Origin of the sequence: Rhizobium giardinii bv. giardinii H152 (assembly GCF_000379605.1) — a bacterium.
Lineage (GTDB): Bacteria > Pseudomonadota > Alphaproteobacteria > Rhizobiales > Rhizobiaceae > Pararhizobium > Pararhizobium giardinii.
Genome location: NZ_KB902735.1, coordinates 217,900 through 233,751, shown reverse-complemented (window position 1 = coordinate 233,751; position 15,852 = coordinate 217,900). Strand labels below are relative to the sequence as shown.

At 59.2% G+C, this 15,852-nt stretch carries 13 protein-coding genes and 1 tRNA gene; 6 read left to right on the top strand and 8 right to left on the bottom strand.

Annotated elements, in window-relative coordinates; translation table 11 throughout:
* Positions 1-8: 8 nt before the first annotated feature.
* The 3 genes from A3AY_RS0131420 to rpoZ all read right to left on the bottom strand — a co-directional run bounded on the left by A3AY_RS0131420 (position 9) and on the right by rpoZ (position 3,498).
* Positions 9-596 (bottom strand): hypothetical protein, encoded by a 588-nt coding sequence (locus tag A3AY_RS0131420; RefSeq protein ID WP_018329638.1) that lies wholly within the window; start codon positions 594-596, stop codon positions 9-11.
* A 116-nt stretch (positions 597-712) separates the two neighbouring features.
* Entirely contained in the window at positions 713-2,935 is a 2,223-nt protein-coding gene (locus A3AY_RS0131415; protein ID WP_018329637.1) for a RelA/SpoT family protein, read from the bottom strand.
* Positions 2,936-3,090: 155 nt separating this feature from the next.
* A complete protein-coding gene (rpoZ, locus tag A3AY_RS0131410; protein ID WP_018329636.1) occupies positions 3,091-3,498 on the bottom strand; it encodes a DNA-directed RNA polymerase subunit omega in 408 nt (135 codons plus the stop codon).
* 626 nt (positions 3,499-4,124) lie between these two features.
* On the opposite strand from rpoZ, the gene A3AY_RS0131405 reads away from it, so the two are divergent.
* A complete protein-coding gene (locus A3AY_RS0131405) occupies positions 4,125-4,709 on the top strand; it encodes a LabA-like NYN domain-containing protein (RefSeq protein ID WP_018329635.1) in 585 nt (194 codons plus the stop codon).
* A gap of 53 nt (positions 4,710-4,762) precedes the next feature.
* On the opposite strand, the gene smpB is transcribed toward A3AY_RS0131405, so the two are convergent.
* Together smpB and dapA are read right to left on the bottom strand one after the other, a co-directional pair.
* Entirely contained in the window at positions 4,763-5,239 is a 477-nt protein-coding gene (gene smpB / locus A3AY_RS0131400) for an SsrA-binding protein SmpB (protein WP_018329634.1), read from the bottom strand.
* Positions 5,239-6,123: a 4-hydroxy-tetrahydrodipicolinate synthase gene (dapA, locus tag A3AY_RS0131395; protein ID WP_018329633.1), complete on the bottom strand. Its 885-nt coding sequence runs from the start codon at positions 6,121-6,123 to the stop codon at positions 5,239-5,241. Before dapA ends, smpB begins: the two co-directional genes overlap by 1 nt.
* A 302-nt stretch (positions 6,124-6,425) precedes the next feature.
* On the opposite strand from dapA, the gene A3AY_RS0131390 reads away from it, so the two are divergent.
* Positions 6,426-8,498: a lytic transglycosylase domain-containing protein gene (locus A3AY_RS0131390; RefSeq protein WP_026204025.1), complete on the top strand. Its 2,073-nt coding sequence runs from the start codon at positions 6,426-6,428 to the stop codon at positions 8,496-8,498.
* A gap of 126 nt (positions 8,499-8,624) precedes the next feature.
* Positions 8,625-9,521, top strand: coding sequence for an alpha/beta fold hydrolase (locus A3AY_RS0131385; RefSeq protein ID WP_018329631.1), 897 nt, complete (start codon positions 8,625-8,627; stop codon positions 9,519-9,521).
* A 99-nt stretch (positions 9,522-9,620) separates the two neighbouring features.
* Here the strand turns inward: A3AY_RS0131385 and A3AY_RS0131380 are convergent, their stop codons facing one another.
* Together A3AY_RS0131380 and A3AY_RS0131370 are read right to left on the bottom strand one after the other, a co-directional pair.
* Complete coding sequence (locus tag A3AY_RS0131380) at positions 9,621-10,673, bottom strand: porin (RefSeq protein ID WP_018329630.1); 1,053 nt, start codon at positions 10,671-10,673, stop codon at positions 9,621-9,623.
* A 1,485-nt stretch (positions 10,674-12,158) separates the two neighbouring features.
* Positions 12,159-12,248: transfer RNA gene (locus A3AY_RS0131370), tRNA-Ser, on the bottom strand.
* A gap of 32 nt (positions 12,249-12,280) precedes the next feature.
* On the opposite strand from A3AY_RS0131370, the gene A3AY_RS39515 reads away from it, so the two are divergent.
* Positions 12,281-12,544, top strand: coding sequence for a hypothetical protein (locus tag A3AY_RS39515; RefSeq protein WP_154663355.1), 264 nt, complete (start codon positions 12,281-12,283; stop codon positions 12,542-12,544).
* A 1-nt stretch (position 12,545) separates the two neighbouring features.
* Positions 12,546-12,725 carry a hypothetical protein gene (locus A3AY_RS0131360; protein ID WP_018329628.1) on the top strand — a complete coding sequence of 60 codons (180 nt, stop codon included), beginning with the start codon at positions 12,546-12,548 and terminating at the stop codon, positions 12,723-12,725.
* Between the two features lie 85 nt (positions 12,726-12,810).
* On the opposite strand, the gene A3AY_RS37250 is transcribed toward A3AY_RS0131360, so the two are convergent.
* Positions 12,811-15,039, bottom strand: a complete 2,229-nt coding sequence (locus A3AY_RS37250; RefSeq protein WP_051108448.1) for a caspase family protein — start codon at positions 15,037-15,039, stop codon at positions 12,811-12,813.
* A gap of 332 nt (positions 15,040-15,371) precedes the next feature.
* On the opposite strand from A3AY_RS37250, the gene A3AY_RS0131350 reads away from it, so the two are divergent.
* Positions 15,372-15,728: a hypothetical protein gene (locus tag A3AY_RS0131350; RefSeq protein WP_018329627.1), complete on the top strand. Its 357-nt coding sequence runs from the start codon at positions 15,372-15,374 to the stop codon at positions 15,726-15,728.
* Positions 15,729-15,852 lie beyond the last annotated feature (124 nt).

Sequence of the window (15,852 nt, the reverse complement as noted above, 5' to 3'; positions counted from 1 at the left end):
GCGCCCCCTCAATGCGCCGCGAGGAGAGCGGCCTTGGTTTGCTCGTCAAAAGCAAGCGGCAGGCAGGTGGAAAGTGCTGCGCGGTCGAGACGGAAAATCTTGTCGTCCGATCCGAACTTGGCGCCTTCGGGAAGGTCGCTCAATTCCTCCTCGCTCTGATCGTCACTGACCCGCGCGCCATCGGGAATATCGAGAAGAATGGAATTCTTGTCCTTGATGCGAACACCGATGGTGCCGCCGTCGCAATCGATGCCGCAGTGCAGGGCCTGCTTTCCGTCCGTACCGGCAGCGCAGCCGCCATAGGCGCTGTAGGGCCTCTTCAACTGGCGGAAATTCACCGACATGCCCAAAACATACTGGCGGCCGGCACCGCTCTCATCCTCGTAGCTGTCCACGAAAACCATCATGTCGCGGACATTCTGATCAGGATGACTGGCGAGATGCGCCTTGGTATAGGTCCGGGCATAGCAGGCAAAGGCCTTCTCCTTGCCGATATCCCGCCCAAACAATTGAAGATTGGCATCTGCCGCGGTCGAAAAATCCGCCGGCAAACCCAGGACAAAACCGAAAGCCAGTGCTCGCCGCAATACACGCATTGCACCCTCCGTCCGCGAAGAATGGTATGTTCCCACGAAGCAGCGCTTTGAACAACCGATCATTCAGGAGCGGGAAAGACGAGGTTTTTCCTGCTCGGCAGCGCCGTAAAAGCGCGTCATTCAAAGACGCGCTTGACGGTGGAAACGCTGGGCAATTCCCGGATTTGCGTGATCAGGTGATTGAGCTGGCGCAGATCCCATACTTCGAGATCAAGCTGGAACTCGCTGAAATCCGCGGCCACCCGGCCCATAGACAGGGTGCGGATGTTGATGTCGCTGGTGGCAATCGACTGGGCAATTTCGGCAAGCGTGCCCGGTTCGTTCAGCGCGTTGATCTGTATGCGCGCCATGAAGCGGGTGTTGTTCGCTTCGTCGAGGTCCCAGCGCACATCGATCCAGCGCTCCGGCTCGTCATCGAACTTCTGCAGGCTGGGCGACTGGATCGGGTAGATCGTGATACCCTTGTCCTTTTCCATGATGCCGACGATGCGGTCCCCCGGCACGGCACCCGAGGCGCTGAAATGAACTTCGGCATTGCCCGAGAGCCCGCGAATGGGCAGCGCTTCGGGGCCCTCACCCTCAAGCATGTCGAACATGTCCTTCGGCCGGTTCGGCAGCTTGAACACCATGCCGGCGGCGCTGCGCATGTTGAACCAGCCTTCGTCCTGCGGCTTTATGGTAACGCGCTCGTCCTGATGATCGGGGAAGACGGCGCGCAGCACGTCGAGCGAGGAAAGCTCGCCGCGACCGACGGATGCGATCGCGTCCTCGATATCCTTGTGGCCGAGACGATGCAGGACCGGCTTCATCGCCTCGCGGGTAAACGACTTGCCCGCCCGCTCGAAGGTGCGTTCGAGAATGCGGTAGCCAAGCCCTGAATATTGCTTGCGCACGGCAGCACGGGTGGCGCGGCGGATGGCGGCCCGCGCCTTGCCGGTGACGACGATTTCCTCCCAGGCCGGCGGCGGAACCTGGATGCCCGAGCGGACGATCTCGACCTCGTCACCGTTGGTCAGCCGTGTAACCAGCGGCATGATGCGGCCGTTGATCTTGGCGCCGACGCAGGTGTCGCCGATATTGGTATGCACGGCATAGGCGAAGTCGATCGGCGTTGCGCCGCGCGGCAGCGCGATCAACTGCCCTTTCGGGGTGAAACAGAAGACCTGGTCCTGGAAGAGTTCAAGCTTGGTATGCTCGAGAAACTCTTCCGGATTGTCGCCTTCCGCCAGGGACTCGATCGTCCGGCGCAGCCAGGAATAGGCGTTCGACTTCGGCGAAAGCTTCGTGTCGCCGGCCGGCTCGACGCTGTCCTTGTAAAGCGTATGAGCGGCAATGCCGTATTCGGCGATCTCGTGCATGTGCCGTGTGCGGATCTGCAGTTCGATGCGCTGGCGGGATGGCCCGACGATCGTCGTATGAATCGACTGATAGTCGTTCTGCTTCGGCGTCGAGATGTAGTCCTTGAACCGTCCCGGCACGACGCGCCAGCGCGTGTGGACAATGCCGAGTGCGCGGTAGCAGTCGGGTATGTCGGCAACGATGATGCGGAAGCCCCAGACGTCGGACAGCTGCTCGAAGGAGAGCGACTTCGACTGCATCTTCTTGAAGACCGAATACGGTTTCTTCTGCCGGCCCTTGACGACGGCGCCCACCAGCCCGCGTGCGAGAATGAGCTCGCCCAGTTCGTCCTCGATCTTCTTGATCAACCCTTCATTGCGCGCCGACAATTCGCCAAGGCGGCGGGTAACCGTCTCGAAGGCTTCGGGATTGATATGGCGGAAGGAGAGGTTCTCGAGTTCCTCTCGCATGTCCTGCATACCCATGCGCCCGGCCAGCGGCGCGTAGATATCCATCGTCTCTTCGGAGATCCGGGCGCGCTTTTCCGCCGACATGTGGTCAAGCGTGCGCATATTGTGCAGCCGGTCGGCGAGCTTGACCAGAAGCACGCGCACGTCGTCGGAAATCGCCAGAAGCAGCTTGCGCAGGTTTTCCGCCTGCTTGGCCTTCTTGGTGACCAGATCGAGCTTCTTGATCTTGGTCAGCCCCTCGACAAGCGCGCCGATATCCTCGCCGAACAGGTCGTCGATCTCGGCGCGTGTCGCCGTCGTATCCTCGATCGTGTCGTGCAGCAACGCAACCGCGATGGTCGATTCATCGAGATGCATCTCGGTGAGGATCGCAGCGACTTCGAGCGGATGGGAAATATAGGGGTCGCCGCTCGCCCGCTTCTGCTGGCCATGCTTCTGCATGGCGTAAACATAGGCCTTGTTCAGCAGCGCTTCGTTTACATCGGGCTTGTATTTCTGAACGCGCTCAACGAGCTCGTATTGGCGCATCATCCGCTAGCGGCTCCAGGAGATATCCGGAAAAGAAAAAGTGCGCCAATCATAGGAGTGGCGCACTGCTTTGCAAATACCGGCACGCGATTTCTGAACGAAAACGCGGCATTGCGTCAGAGCGTCGCATCCGGCGACAGGCCGGATGGCGTACAGGCTCAATAGTCGTCGCTTTTTTCCGGCGGAACCAGGCCTTCGATGCCGGCCAGCAGCTCTTCTTCCGACATGCGGTCGAAGGTGATCGGCTCCGGCTGATCGTCGTCCTCAGCCGTTTCAGCGAAGGCCGCAGCGGCATCGCCACCGAGCATCGAGGCCGGATCGGGCTCGGGCTCGTCCACTTCGACATGCTTCTGCAGCGAGTGGATCAGGTCTTCCTTCAGGTCGCCGGGAGACAGCGTCTCCTCAGCAATCTCGCGCAAAGCCACGACCGGGTTCTTGTCGTTGTCGCGATCGATGGTGATCGCCGCCCCCTGCGAGATCAGGCGGGCGCGATGGCTTGCCAGCAGGACGAGTTCGAAACGGTTATCGACTTTGTCGATGCAATCTTCAACAGTGACGCGGGCCATGGCCTGTCCTTTGGGTCTCAAGAGCGCAGCTTCAATCGCGGATACCCTGAAATGATCCGTCGCTTGCGCTGATTAACAAGATCGGAACCCGGCCAGCCGTCGGCCTGACGGTATGCGTGGCTCCGATTTCAGGAATTAAACTGCCCGATACAGTCAAAAGCACAAAAATTCAAGCTTTTCCTGCATTTCAAAAAAAGATATCCGCGCATATTCGGCGACGACCCTATTGCCGTGCCGAAACGGGCGCCGCGCTACCGCGCGCTCAGCCGATAGGCTTTGATATCCTCATAAATGATGATCGAATCCCACTAAAGCTCGTTGTCGGTCCGGTAGGGAGGATAGTGGCCTACACAGGATGTAGGATAGGCAATCCGGCAAAAAGAATCCTAAATAAAGCCACAAATTTCCCATTTTTAGCAAAAAAGTGCGAAAATTAGCTATTCCAACCGGAATTTTCTTAGACTAAAGCAAATTCCTGGTTGGATGACAGGGCATGGAAGAAATCTTTTAGATGGCTAGCATATGCTCGATTCTTAATGTAAGCGGGATATTCCGCCACTGGTGCCCATTCGCGCGTGGCCAGGTTGAAAATCAAAAAACATTGAGACAACAAAAAGGATAAAACGATGTTCGACCCCCGCGAGAAAATCGCCTTGTTCATCGACGGCGCAAACCTCTACGCAGCCTCGAAAAGCCTTGGTTTCGACATTGACTATCGCAAGCTGCTCAAGGCTTTTCAGAAGCGCGGCTATCTTCTTCGCGCCTATTATTACACGGCACTGATCGATGACCAGGAATATTCGTCCATCCGCCCGTTGATCGACTGGTTAGACTATAACGGTTACAAGGTGGTGACAAAGCCTGCGAAGGAATTCACCGATTCGCTCGGTCGGCGCAAGATCAAGGGGAATATGGACATCGAACTGGCCATCGACGCGATGGAACAGTCCGAAACGGTTGATCATCTTGTAATCTTCTCTGGCGACGGAGACTTCACGACGCTGGTCGAAGCGCTGCAGCGCAAGGGACGCAAAGTCTCGGTGGTCTCGACCATGTCGACACAGCCGCCGATGATCGCCGACGACCTGCGCCGCCAGGCCGATCATTTCATCGAACTGGTCAGTCTCAAGGCCGAAGTCGGCCGCGATCCCTCCGAGCGAGCGCCCCGTGTCGTCGAACCGGTTACGGTCAGCGACGACGCCAGCGAATGAAAGGCAAGGAGCGGTTTTGGGCCGCTCCTTTTTCTTTGAACACATTGCAGAAATCAGTGATCCTTCAGAAGCCTGCTCTTCTGCCGGTTCCAGTCGCGCTCTTTTTCGCTCTCACGCTTGTCGTGCAGCTTCTTGCCCTTGCCGAGCGCCAGTTCGAGCTTGGCCCTGCCCTGATCGTTGAAATAGATCTTCAGCGGAATGAGCGTCATGCCCTCGCGATTGATCGCGCTCTGAAGCCGGCTGGCCTCCCGTTTCGACAAAAGCAGCTTGCGGCGGCGGCGCGGCTCATGATTGAAGCGGTTCGCCTGCAGGTATTCCGGCAGATAGGAATTGATCAGCCACATCTCGCCGCCCTCATCCGTGGCGTAGGATTCGGCGATATTGGCTTTGCCCTCGCGCAACGACTTGACCTCGGTGCCGGTCAGAACCAGACCGGCCTCGTAGGTGTCGATGATCTCGTAATTGAAGCGGGCCTTCCGGTTCTCCGCGACAATTCTCTTGACCACACGCTGGCTGCCTTTGGGTGCCATCAGTTCATCAGCCCCGCATGGCGAAGTGCTGCATGGATGGCGGTTTCCGTCGACGGCTCAAGCGTCGGCAGCAGTGGCGAACGGACGGTGCGGCTCATCCCGCGCAGCCGGTTCAGCGCATATTTGGCGCCGCAAAGACCGGGCTCCATGAAGATCGCCTTGTGCAGCGGCATCAGCTTGTCCTGATATTCCAGTGCCTTGGCATAATCGCCTGCAAGCGTCGCCTCCTGGAATTCAGCACAAAGACGCGGCGCAACATTGGCCGTAACAGAGATACAGCCGACGCCGCCATGAGCGTTGAAACCCAGCGCCGTCGCGTCTTCGCCCGAAAGCTGGACGAAGCCGGACCCGCAGGCCATGCGCTGCTCGGAAACACGCTCGATCTTGCCGGTCGCATCCTTGACACCCATGATCGACGGATAGGCCTTGTGAAGGGCTGCCATCGTCTCGACGCTCATATCCACCACCGAACGGCCGGGAATATTGTAGATGACGATCGGCAGCTTCACACTCTCGGCGATCGCCGCATAATGCGCGAAAAGGCCCTTCTGGGTCGGCTTGTTGTAATAGGGGGTGACCACCAGAACGGCATCGGCACCGGCCTTTTCGGCGTGCTGCGCCAGTTCGACAGCCTCCGTCGTGTTGTTGGAACCCGCACCTGCGATTACCGGCACGCGCTTTGACGCGGTCTCGATGCACAGTTCAACCACGCGTTTATGCTCGGCATGCGACAGGGTCGGCGATTCACCGGTGGTGCCGACCGGCACAAGGCCGTGGCTGCCTTCGCTGATCTGCCATTCGACATGCGCGGCAAAACTATCCGTATCGACTGCTCCGGAAGCGGTGAACGGGGTGACGAGAGCGGGAATGGACCCCTTGAACATGCACGACTCCTGACGGCGCCCGGGAAGCTTGAAACCAACCCACGCTTTGGCCGCATTTCATGGTTAGAAAACTGGCGCACCATAATCATGTGAGGTGCCTGCGGCAAGCACTCTATCGCGCCATTCATCGCCGGTTCCCTTCAATTTCCCCGGCATCAGCGGCGTTTTTATGCATTTCAGGGCGCAACCACCTGCTGGCGTGGATGCGCCGATATTTATGGGATCGAATGGCAGCGGGTAACCTTTCGTTAGCAATTGCATCGCCAAATGAGACACGAACACGGGGTAGCGTGGGGTTCCTGATGCCTGGACTGAAGTCTCGCCGGATGATTGCGATGCTTGGTGCATCCGCGATCACGTTCCTTGCCGCCGCCGCATCCGCACAGGAAAACCAAGCCCCGCTGCCGCGCTTCAAGCCTCAGATCCTCGCGAAAACCAACCGACCACCTGCTCACGACGTCACCGGCTCGATCGCTTCGGCGAGCGCTGCGGTGCCGATCGATGCAAACCTCAAGACGGGGCTCGATGCCCTTTCCAGCAGGGACGCGAAGAGTGCCATAGCAGCCCGCGACGCCATGGCCAAGGGCACGCTCGACCGCCACATCCTTACCTGGGCGATCGCCGTTTCCGGCCAGAAAGGTGTTCCCTCCTATGAAATTGCGCAGGCCCAGCGGGAGTTGAAGGGCTGGCCGGGACTGGGCGCGCTGCGCGCCAATTCCGAACGCGCCCTTTACCGCGAGAATCCGCCAACCTCCGACGTGCTCTCGGCCTTTGGCACGACGCGACCGGAAACCGCCGACGGCACCATTATCCTTGCCCGTGCACTGCAGGCGAAGGGAGACACGGACGCGGCTGCGAAAATGCTGCGCGTCCTTTGGTCGAAAGACGCTCTCGACACGGACACCGAAACCAGGATTCTTGCAGAATTTCCGAGCCTGCTCACCACCGCCGATCACAAGCGTCGAATGGAAATGCTGCTCTATCGCGGTCGCATGGATCAGGCTGGCCGCTTCAGTGATCTCGGCAAGGCCCAGTCGCTCTATCGCGCCTTCGTGGCCGTTGCGAAAAAAGCCAAAAATGCCGCAGCGCTCATCGCGGCCGTCGATCCTTCATGGGCCAAGGAGCCGGCCTACCTGTTCATTCGCGTCGAATATCTGCGCAAGCAGGAAAAATACGAGGAAGCGGCGAAGCTGCTCGCCGACCTGCCGAAAGACAAGGATGCCCTCGTCAACCCCGCAGAATGGTGGATCGAGCAGCGGATCATCAGCCGGGGACTGCTCGACCAAGGCAAGTTCAAGGCCGCCTACCGGATCGCGGCGAACCACGTTGCAGCCGATCCGGGAGATATCGTCGACGCAGAATTTCATGCCGGCTGGTATGCGCTGCGCGGGCTGGAGGATGCGCCAACCGCTGCCCGGCATTTCCAGCGCATCCTGCAGACGTCCAACAGGCCGATCTCGGTTTCGCGTGCCTGGTACTGGCTGGGCCGCGCCGCAGAGGCGGGCGCGCCCGGCAATGCCGACGACTTTTATGCCAAGGCAGCCACCCTGCCCGGCACCTTTTATGGCCAGCTTGCCGCTGCCCGTCTCGGCCGGAAGTCACTGAATGTCACCTACCCGTCGCCGAGCGCCGATGATCGTTTGCGTTTCGAAAACCGCGAGGCGGTTCGCGCCATCGCGCGCCTTGAAGCCGCCGGCCACGCCTGGCGCGCGGAAAGTCTTTATCGGGCGCTTGCGGAAGAGCTGACGAGCCCGGGAGAACTGGCAATCCTTGCCGCCCGGGCGGAAAAGGCCGGGGGTCATCAGTTGTCGCTGCAGATCGGCAAACTCGCCTTCGGCCGCGGCATCGATGTCGCAGCCCTCGCCTTCCCGATCGGCGTCATTCCGGCGACCGCCAACATCAGCGGTTCCGGAAAGGCGCTTGCCTATGCAATCGCACGGCAGGAAAGCGCCTTCAATCCCGCAGCCATTTCCCCCGCCAACGCGCGCGGACTGCTGCAGATTCTTCCCGGCACGGCAAAAGGCGTCGCCGGGCGCCATGGCCTTGCCTATTCCAAGGAGCGGTTGACGACCGATACAGCGTACAATGCGACGCTCGGCGCACACTATCTCGGCGAACAGATCGATGATTTCGGCGGCTCGTATATTCTCACCTTCATAGCCTACAACGCCGGCCCCCGCCGCGTTCCCGAGTGGATCAACCGCTATGGCGACCCGCGCGGCAAGTCGATCGACGACGTTGTCGATTGGATCGAACGCATCCCCTTTGCCGAAACCCGCAACTATGTGCAGCGGGTGATGGAAAACTACCAGGTCTACAAGTCTCGACTGGGGCAGACGGCCGATATCGTCAGTGACCTGCGCATGGGGCGTTAAAGCACATTTTCCATAAGCCCGTGACGGTGATGTACGGCCTGATCAGATGAAAAACCGGACGCGGCCCCTCTTTCCGCCGCGCCGCTATCCGTTATGGTTCTCCCATCTGAAATGAAGGGAGACCCTGTGACACATTCGACCAAGGCCGGTTTTACGGAACGTTTTTTTTCGGCAAGCGACGGTTTGCAGCTCTATGCCCGTGACTACGGCCACGACAACCCGCAGGCGAAGGCGGCGCTACCGATCGTTTGCCTGGCCGGCCTCAGCCGCAACAGCCGCGACTTCCACCTCCTGGCGGAGCAACTCTCCGCCCATCCGCAGAAGCCGCACCGCGTCGTTGCGCTCGACTATCGCGGTCGGGGCTTTTCCGCCTGGGACCCGGACAAGAGCCATTATCAGCTTGCGGTCGAGGCCGAGGACGTGCTCACGGCATGCGCGGTGCTCGATGTTGAGAAGGCAATGTTCATCGGAACGTCTCGTGGCGGCCTGATCCTCCACCTGCTTGCCGCGATGCGCCCCACCTTGCTGCAGGGCGTCATTCTCAACGACATCGGCCCGGTCATCGAAACATCCGGCCTGCTCCTGATCCGCCAGTATCTGGAGGCGCAGCCGGTTTTGCATTCCTGGCACGAGGCGGGCGAAAGTCTGAAGCGTGTGCACGGCGCTTCGTTCCCGGCCCTTGATGAGGCGGACTGGAATGACATGGCAAAGGCGATCTTCAGGGAAAAGCACGGCATGATCATCGCGGATTTCGATCCTGCCCTGATCGAGCCGCTGAGAAGCATCAGCGAGAACAGCCCGATGGCCGATCTCTGGGCGCTCTACGAAGGGCTGAAACCGGTACCCTTGATGGCGATCCGTGGAGAAAACTCCGAGATCCTCTCGCCGGCGACATTCGCGGAGATGGCGAAGCGGCACCCGCAAATGCGATCGGTCATCGCGGCAGGCCAGGGCCACGCCCCGCTCTTGCACCGCCCGGATTTGCTTGCCGAGATCCGCGAGTTCATCAACGGAGTTTCATAGGAGCGTCGCTGTCCGCGACCAGCTGAGGCACTTATCACCAGAACGAAAAAGCCCGGCCTTTCGGCCGGGCTTTCCATCACTGACTGAGGTCAGATCAGATTAGAAGTCGCGCTGCAGACGGAGGAAACCGGTCCAACGGTTGTCTTCCGAACCAGTCAGGACGTTGTCTTCCTCGTCAGCTTCGGTGTAGTTGACGGTCGCAAGCGTACGCAGACCTTCCGTGATCTGGTAACCAGCGGTTACACCAACGCGCCATGCATCGACACCGCCGTCGAAGTCGCCCGAGTTATTACCAATGGCGTCAAGTGTCTGGACGTCGCCGAAGTACTGAGCAGCCGGGGTGATGAAGAACTTGTCGGTTGCCTGGATCTTGTATTCGGCAGCAACAGTCCACTCAGCCGTATCGTAGAAGTAGTTCGGATCCGTCGAGTAAACGCCTGCGAGGCCGAACGTGCCCGGGCCGAGTTCAGCGGTCAAGAGGGCGCGGAAGGCAGCCTCTTCAACGTTGAAGTCGTAGGAGCCGATGATCTGAGCCGTGACACCGCCGAGCGTGAAGCCGAGAAGACCGCTTACGCCGACGTCATCGTTGGTGGCCTGTCCATCGTTGGAATAACCAAGCGTCGAACCACGAAGTTCGTCAACAGCTGCACCAACCTGGAACGTGCCACCGTCATAGGTGTAACGGATAGCGTTGGTCAGGGTGTTGGAAGAACCGATCGAGTCGGTTTCGCCCGAAAGACCATCGTCCCACCAGTTGTAGAAGTAACCGACGTCGAAGCCAGCGATGTTGATCCAAGCGCCGTCGAGGTGCGTGTCACCGTTGTCGTTGGTTTCAAGGTTGATGTAGCCGGACAGAGCGCCGTATTCGGTGTCGCTCTTAGCTGCGAAGGTCAGGTAGCCGCGGGTCAGCGGGTTCCAGTCAGCGGTGCCGTTGTAGTCTTCGTCATAAGCGATCTGCGTACGAACGTAGCCGCCGATCTTGAGGCAGGTTTCGGTGCCCGGGATGTAGAAGTAGCCGGTGCCGAAAGCGTCGCAAACGCGAACGTATTCCATGGGCTCCGGCTCAGCAGCTACGATAGCGTCAGCTGCCTGGGCGCCGGATACTACTGCGAGAGCCGCAGCGGAGCCGAGAAGAAGGCTCTTGATGTTCATTTCTGACCTCCAGTCAAAAGTTTCAAACGGGTCTGGGTATTTTGCTGAAGGACAGCGTTCCCTGCCCCATCCCCAACATTTAAGAAGTCGGACGATCAACCGCCCTTGCTTCCGGAGTTGAAAATACAAGACCGGACCGTCTGCGCAATCACCAACTTGCGAGTTCATGCAGTTTGATACGCCCTTCCCCCTGCGCTGTTGCTGAAACGACACAAAATCGCCTCAAGCACCCGGAAGTTCTTAACAAGGGGTTAAGAAAATCCTTTGTTCACCGCAGCTTAGCAGGCCGGCTCGACGCTCGCTGCGTGTCATAACGAGGCAGAAATGGGGCAAAACCGGCGCAAAAAGGAAGATTCGCAACTCATCTGAAGCCGGGAGACGGCGCCTTGCGGGCACGATCCAAGGGCATGGGAGGGTGGAATCAGATGCACATCCGAACATGAAGCGAAGAGATTCGCAGAATCACCAGACCAGGCGGAGGAGATTGCCGACGCAGTTGATGTGGGCAGTCGCTCGGACATTCGGGATCGGCACATCGGTGCAGATCCGCAATTTCGACTTCATATGTGGGCACGGGAAGAGCCACGTCACTCGTGACCGGTGGAAGCTGCGAGGTGGAAATCTCCGCCCGCCTGGCACGGACGGGCCACCGGCCATCTGCCACGTGTCCATCGCGCCGGTATTTCATCCGGGTCGGCAATGCCTGAAGCAGTTAATAAAGTTAATTGTTAGGGATCGCTTGTTGAGAAATCATTCAAGCACCCGATCACTTTGGCAGTCCAATCGGGTACTGTGAGGAAAGTCTGCTGGCCTCTTCCAATTTGGAAGAGGCCTTTTTTGCGCTGCCGCGTGCGTGAGGGCGAGAGTGATCTACTCTGTTGTCGGGGCACCTGAACTGCCGCTCCGTGTCGCACATTCAGCGTCTAAGGTCTTGGCATCTTGCGGTGCGGTAGCCGGGTCGGGCAGCGTTGGCGACTTCGATACGCTTGCCATCGGCAAAACTCAGCTATCCCGAGTGCGCAGGAAAAGGGTGATACGCTCCTCGGTCATCCCGGAGCGAAACGCAGTCAAGACTACGAGAGCAAGTTCCTCGCCCATTGCGCTATCAGGATTGACCGAAAGTCGAGCGCACTCCGCGTGGAGAACGCGTCTCATCATCGCGACCGCATTTTCATCCATGATTTCGAAACGGAGCACTGCGAACCTCCCTCTCGGATCACATCTTCCAAACGATGGTGCTTAGGGGATTGGCCGGTGAGAATTATACCGCAGCCACTGGATAAAGGGAAAAAAATAAAAGTGGCTTCAACGAAGCTTCAAGGCGCGCTTCAGATTTTCCGTAACGGCTGGGAAGGACTTTGAGAGGCTTTTGACACGATGCTGGAAAAACCAAAGTTCCGGTTCATCGTGTCGAAATTCCGAAGAGGCGCGTCACGCTACAGGAGTAAACGGTTACCTATGTCTCCGGGTCGGACAAAAGATAACTGGCGGAGAAGAAGGGATTCGAACCCTCGATACCCTTCCGGGTATACTCCCTTAGCAGGGGAGCGCCTTCGACCACTCGGCCACCTCTCCGTTAGCGCCTGACTAGAGTCAGGAGCCCTTCATTGCAAGGGATTTTTGCGTTTGCCCGCTACAAAGTTGAATTTTCCACGCTGAACGGCGACACACATGCAGTCTCCGGCAAGAGCCGACCAAGCCCGTCGGCGGCCAGATTTGTTGCCTTGCCGCCCGCCTTGTTCGGCAACGGCCCAATTGCCTGTGCGCCCTCTTCGGCCAATTGCCCGCCGCCGGTGTTTTGCGGTAGTGCTACCTTTGAAGTCCGCCCTCGCCCGAAGCTGCGGGCCGTGAAAAACACCTTGGGAGCATAATGTGAACAGCGACAGCAAACCGGAAACTCGGGTGACGATCGAAAAACGCCGCAACGGGCGCTGGGCTTTCGTCATCAAGCGCGGCGCCGTGGTTTATCCCGCCACCGGCCAGTTCACCAGCCAATTGCAGGCGCATGCTGCCGGACAGGCGGCACTCAGGGCTTTGGAAAACAAGCGCTAGCCGCAGCCCTCGTCGTCGGATCGCACCAGGGCCGAGCCTCATTCCTCAGGCCCGGCCCTGGTTTTTTCAATCTATGTGATATCGCTCAGCTCTTTTTCGCCAATCGATCCATCGCATTCTGGGTGGCTGCGCCAAAGTCGCCGTCGAGCGGGCCGCTATAGTAGCCGCGCTCCTTCAGCAGCGCCTGGATTTCCTTGCGGAACGCCGGTGTGAAGTTGTTCGGCGAAGTCTTCATCTCCTGCAGCTTTGCCGGATCGCCGCCTTCGACGCTGGCCGCTGCCCAGCGGGCCGCTTCCTTGGCGTCGGCCTTCGTGCCGAGGCCGAAATCATAAAGGCGGCTGAGATTGCCCATGGCATAGGCGCTGCCGGCATTCGCAGCCATTTCGTACCAGTTGCGGGCCTGCACATAGTCCTGCGGCACGCCGTTGCCGACGTCGTAGAACCAGCCGAGCAGCGCCATCGAATAGGAATCGCCGACATTGGCGGCCTTTTCGTACCACTTCTTGGCTTCGGTATAGTCCTGCGTCGTCCCCAGCCCGTTCTGGTAGGCCCAGCCGAGCGAGGACATGGCATTGGCATCGCCGGCATCGGCCGCTTTCTGATACCAGAAGAGCGACTGGTTGAAATCCTTCGCGACGCCGTTTCCTTCGCGGTAGAACCAGCCGATCGTCGCCATGGCATTGGCATAGCCCTGGTTGGCCGATGCCTGGTACCATTTCAGCGCCTCGGCATAATCCTGCGGCACGCCGCCGTAACCTTCGCGGTAGAGCCAGCCGAGCGACGCCTGGGCATAGGAATTGCCAGCATTGGCGGCCTGCTCGAACATCTGCTTGCCCTTTTCGATATCGACGGGGCCATCCGTGCCGTAGATCGAGAACCAGGCGAGGTTCGTCAGCCCGTACATATTGCCGCCGTCGGCGGCCTTCTGGTAATTGCGCCGCGCTTCGACGTAATTGCGGCCGGCGTCATGGGCGCGGCCGAGCATATTGACGAGCATCATGTCGTCAGGATTTTCGTTGACCGCCTGGGCGCAGGCGGTGAGCGCGCGGGCCGAATCGATCTTCAGGAAATTGACGCCGAGGAAGCCCGGCATGGATTGCGGCTCGCCCGCCAGCAGATAGCAGTCGCGCGATGCCTGCGTGTCCTTGCCGGTCTGGGAGATATTGAGCCCCTTCTTCGGCTCGAGCGCGGCGATCTGCGTTTCAGCCTCGGCCTTGTGTCTGCTGTCGGGATAACGCTCGATGAAGCGGGTGAGCGCGGCCGCGTCCGTCGATTGCTTCAGCGCGTCCCAGGCGATCTCGTCCGGCGTGGCGGTCGAGGTCTGCTCCGCTTCGGTCAAAAGCTTCAGCTTCTTTTCAGCCAGCATCTTGTAGACCGGGTCCGATCCATGCTTGGCGAGGAAGACCTCGATCAGGTCCTTGTCGGCGAGATCGCGGATGTTCTGCCAGTCGGCGGCAGCCGCCGATTGCCCGTTCGGCGAGACTTCCTCCTGCGTATTGCCGTTGTTGGTGACGTTGACGTTGACCTCCCTGATGTTGAGGAAGATCTGGGCGCCGCCGAGCGAGCCATAGACAAAGGGTTCCTGGCCGCGATTGGTGACGGACACCACCTCGTCGCGGACCTTGCCGAGCGCGATGCGCACATCGACGCCGGGCTCCGTCAGATATTTGGACAGTGCCGTTGCGAACGGGCTGTTCTTGCCCTCGCCGTCCATGGCGACAGTACCGGCCTTCGAGGCGAAGGCAACCAGCAGATCGGCCGATTCAGGCTCGACGCGGGCGAGACCGCGGCTGACGGCGCGGGTCGAGATCGACCGCGTCATCGACTGCTCGAACGGGTTGTTGCGGCAGGCGTCGAGAATGACCAGCTTCAGCCGCGTCGCGCCCTCAAGCGAGCGCTGGACGCGATCGAGCGGAACGGCCTCGTCTTCCACATCCTTGTCACTCTTCAAGGCAACATCGACCGGCAGGAGAAAATTCTGGCCGTTCATCTCCATGCCATGACCGGAGTAGTAGATGATCGCGACTTCGGCACCGGTGGCCGCATCTTCGAAATCGCGCAGGGCCCGAACCATGGAGGCGCGGTCGACGTCGTGAACCGTCTTGACCTCGTCGAAGCCGGCCTCCTCGAAGGAGGCCTTCATCAATTCGACATCGTTGGCGGGATTGTTCAGCTGCGATGTCGCCTCATATTTTTCGTTGCCGATCAGAAGCGCGACCCGCTTTGCCGCCTCGGCGGCGCCGGCCTGAAACACGAAAACAGAAAGTGACAGAACAAGGATCGGCACCCAGCGCCGAGAATAAGCTTCGAACATGATTTTCCCTCCGCGCTTGCGCAGCAGGCACGGACGTTTCGCGCCCCCGCAAACCGCACAAACATATTTCCCAGATTTTCGCGCGGATTTTACCGCCGCCGCGCTTTCATGAAAGTATTACGTATGGCCCACCCTGTTTCAATGTCCGCTTTTGCGCTTTTTTAAGCAAGCCAGAAGACAAGACCGTGAAAGCCGCAAGGTCAGGACAAGGCTGGTCGCAGAAACTGCTACCATAACAATATGGAGCGGCTCAAACGCGATGCGCGCCCCCAGCAGAAATTGCAGAAACCAGCAGAAGCGGCAAAGCGCCGTCATCTTTTCCGGAGTTTCCGATGTCGATGGTGATGCATCTCGCCGAGGCAAAGCCGGGCCAACTGAGCACAAGCCACAAGCACTATTATATCGAGCGCCCGTGCCGCATCCTTGTCATCGGGCAGCACCTGAAGACCAAGACGAAATACCAGTGCCTGCTGCGCCACATATCCATCGGCGGCGCGATGCTGGATTTCAACGCCAATATTCTCTTGCCGAAGCACTTCTTCCTGGAGATCGACGGATTCCGGGAAGAAATCGGCTGTTCGCAGGTTCACCGCTACAATTTCGAACTCGGCGTGCGCTTCAACATGCAACTGGCGCCCGAATTCATCAGCCGGCTGATCCGAATGAACTTTACCAGCGGCCTGCTCTGACTGAGAGCCCTGCCCTGCGGCCGTCATTGTGTGCCGAATCGGCGCTGAGAACCGCCACGCCGAAACGACATTGTCCGGCAAATTAAACCCTCATTAAATTTTTAGCGAATGCTTTCAAAGGATT

Coding starts and splice junctions, on each gene's coding strand:
- A3AY_RS0131380 (WP_018329630.1), bottom strand. CDS start 10,673: ATGAACATCAAGAGCCTTCTTCTCGGCTCCGCTGCGGCTCTCGCAGTA.
- smpB (WP_018329634.1), bottom strand. CDS start 5,239: ATGGCACCCAAAGGCAGCCAGCGTGTGGTCAAGAGAATTGTCGCGGAG.
- A3AY_RS0131420 (WP_018329638.1), bottom strand. CDS start 596: ATGCGTGTATTGCGGCGAGCACTGGCTTTCGGTTTTGTCCTGGGTTTG.
- A3AY_RS37250 (WP_051108448.1), bottom strand. CDS start 15,039: ATGTTCGAAGCTTATTCTCGGCGCTGGGTGCCGATCCTTGTTCTGTCA.
- A3AY_RS0131350 (WP_018329627.1), top strand. CDS start 15,372: ATGTCGATGGTGATGCATCTCGCCGAGGCAAAGCCGGGCCAACTGAGC.
- A3AY_RS0131390 (WP_026204025.1), top strand. CDS start 6,426: ATGCCTGGACTGAAGTCTCGCCGGATGATTGCGATGCTTGGTGCATCC.
- A3AY_RS0131415 (WP_018329637.1), bottom strand. CDS start 2,935: ATGATGCGCCAATACGAGCTCGTTGAGCGCGTTCAGAAATACAAGCCC.
- A3AY_RS0131405 (WP_018329635.1), top strand. CDS start 4,125: ATGTTCGACCCCCGCGAGAAAATCGCCTTGTTCATCGACGGCGCAAAC.
- dapA (WP_018329633.1), bottom strand. CDS start 6,123: ATGTTCAAGGGGTCCATTCCCGCTCTCGTCACCCCGTTCACCGCTTCC.
- rpoZ (WP_018329636.1), bottom strand. CDS start 3,498: ATGGCCCGCGTCACTGTTGAAGATTGCATCGACAAAGTCGATAACCGT.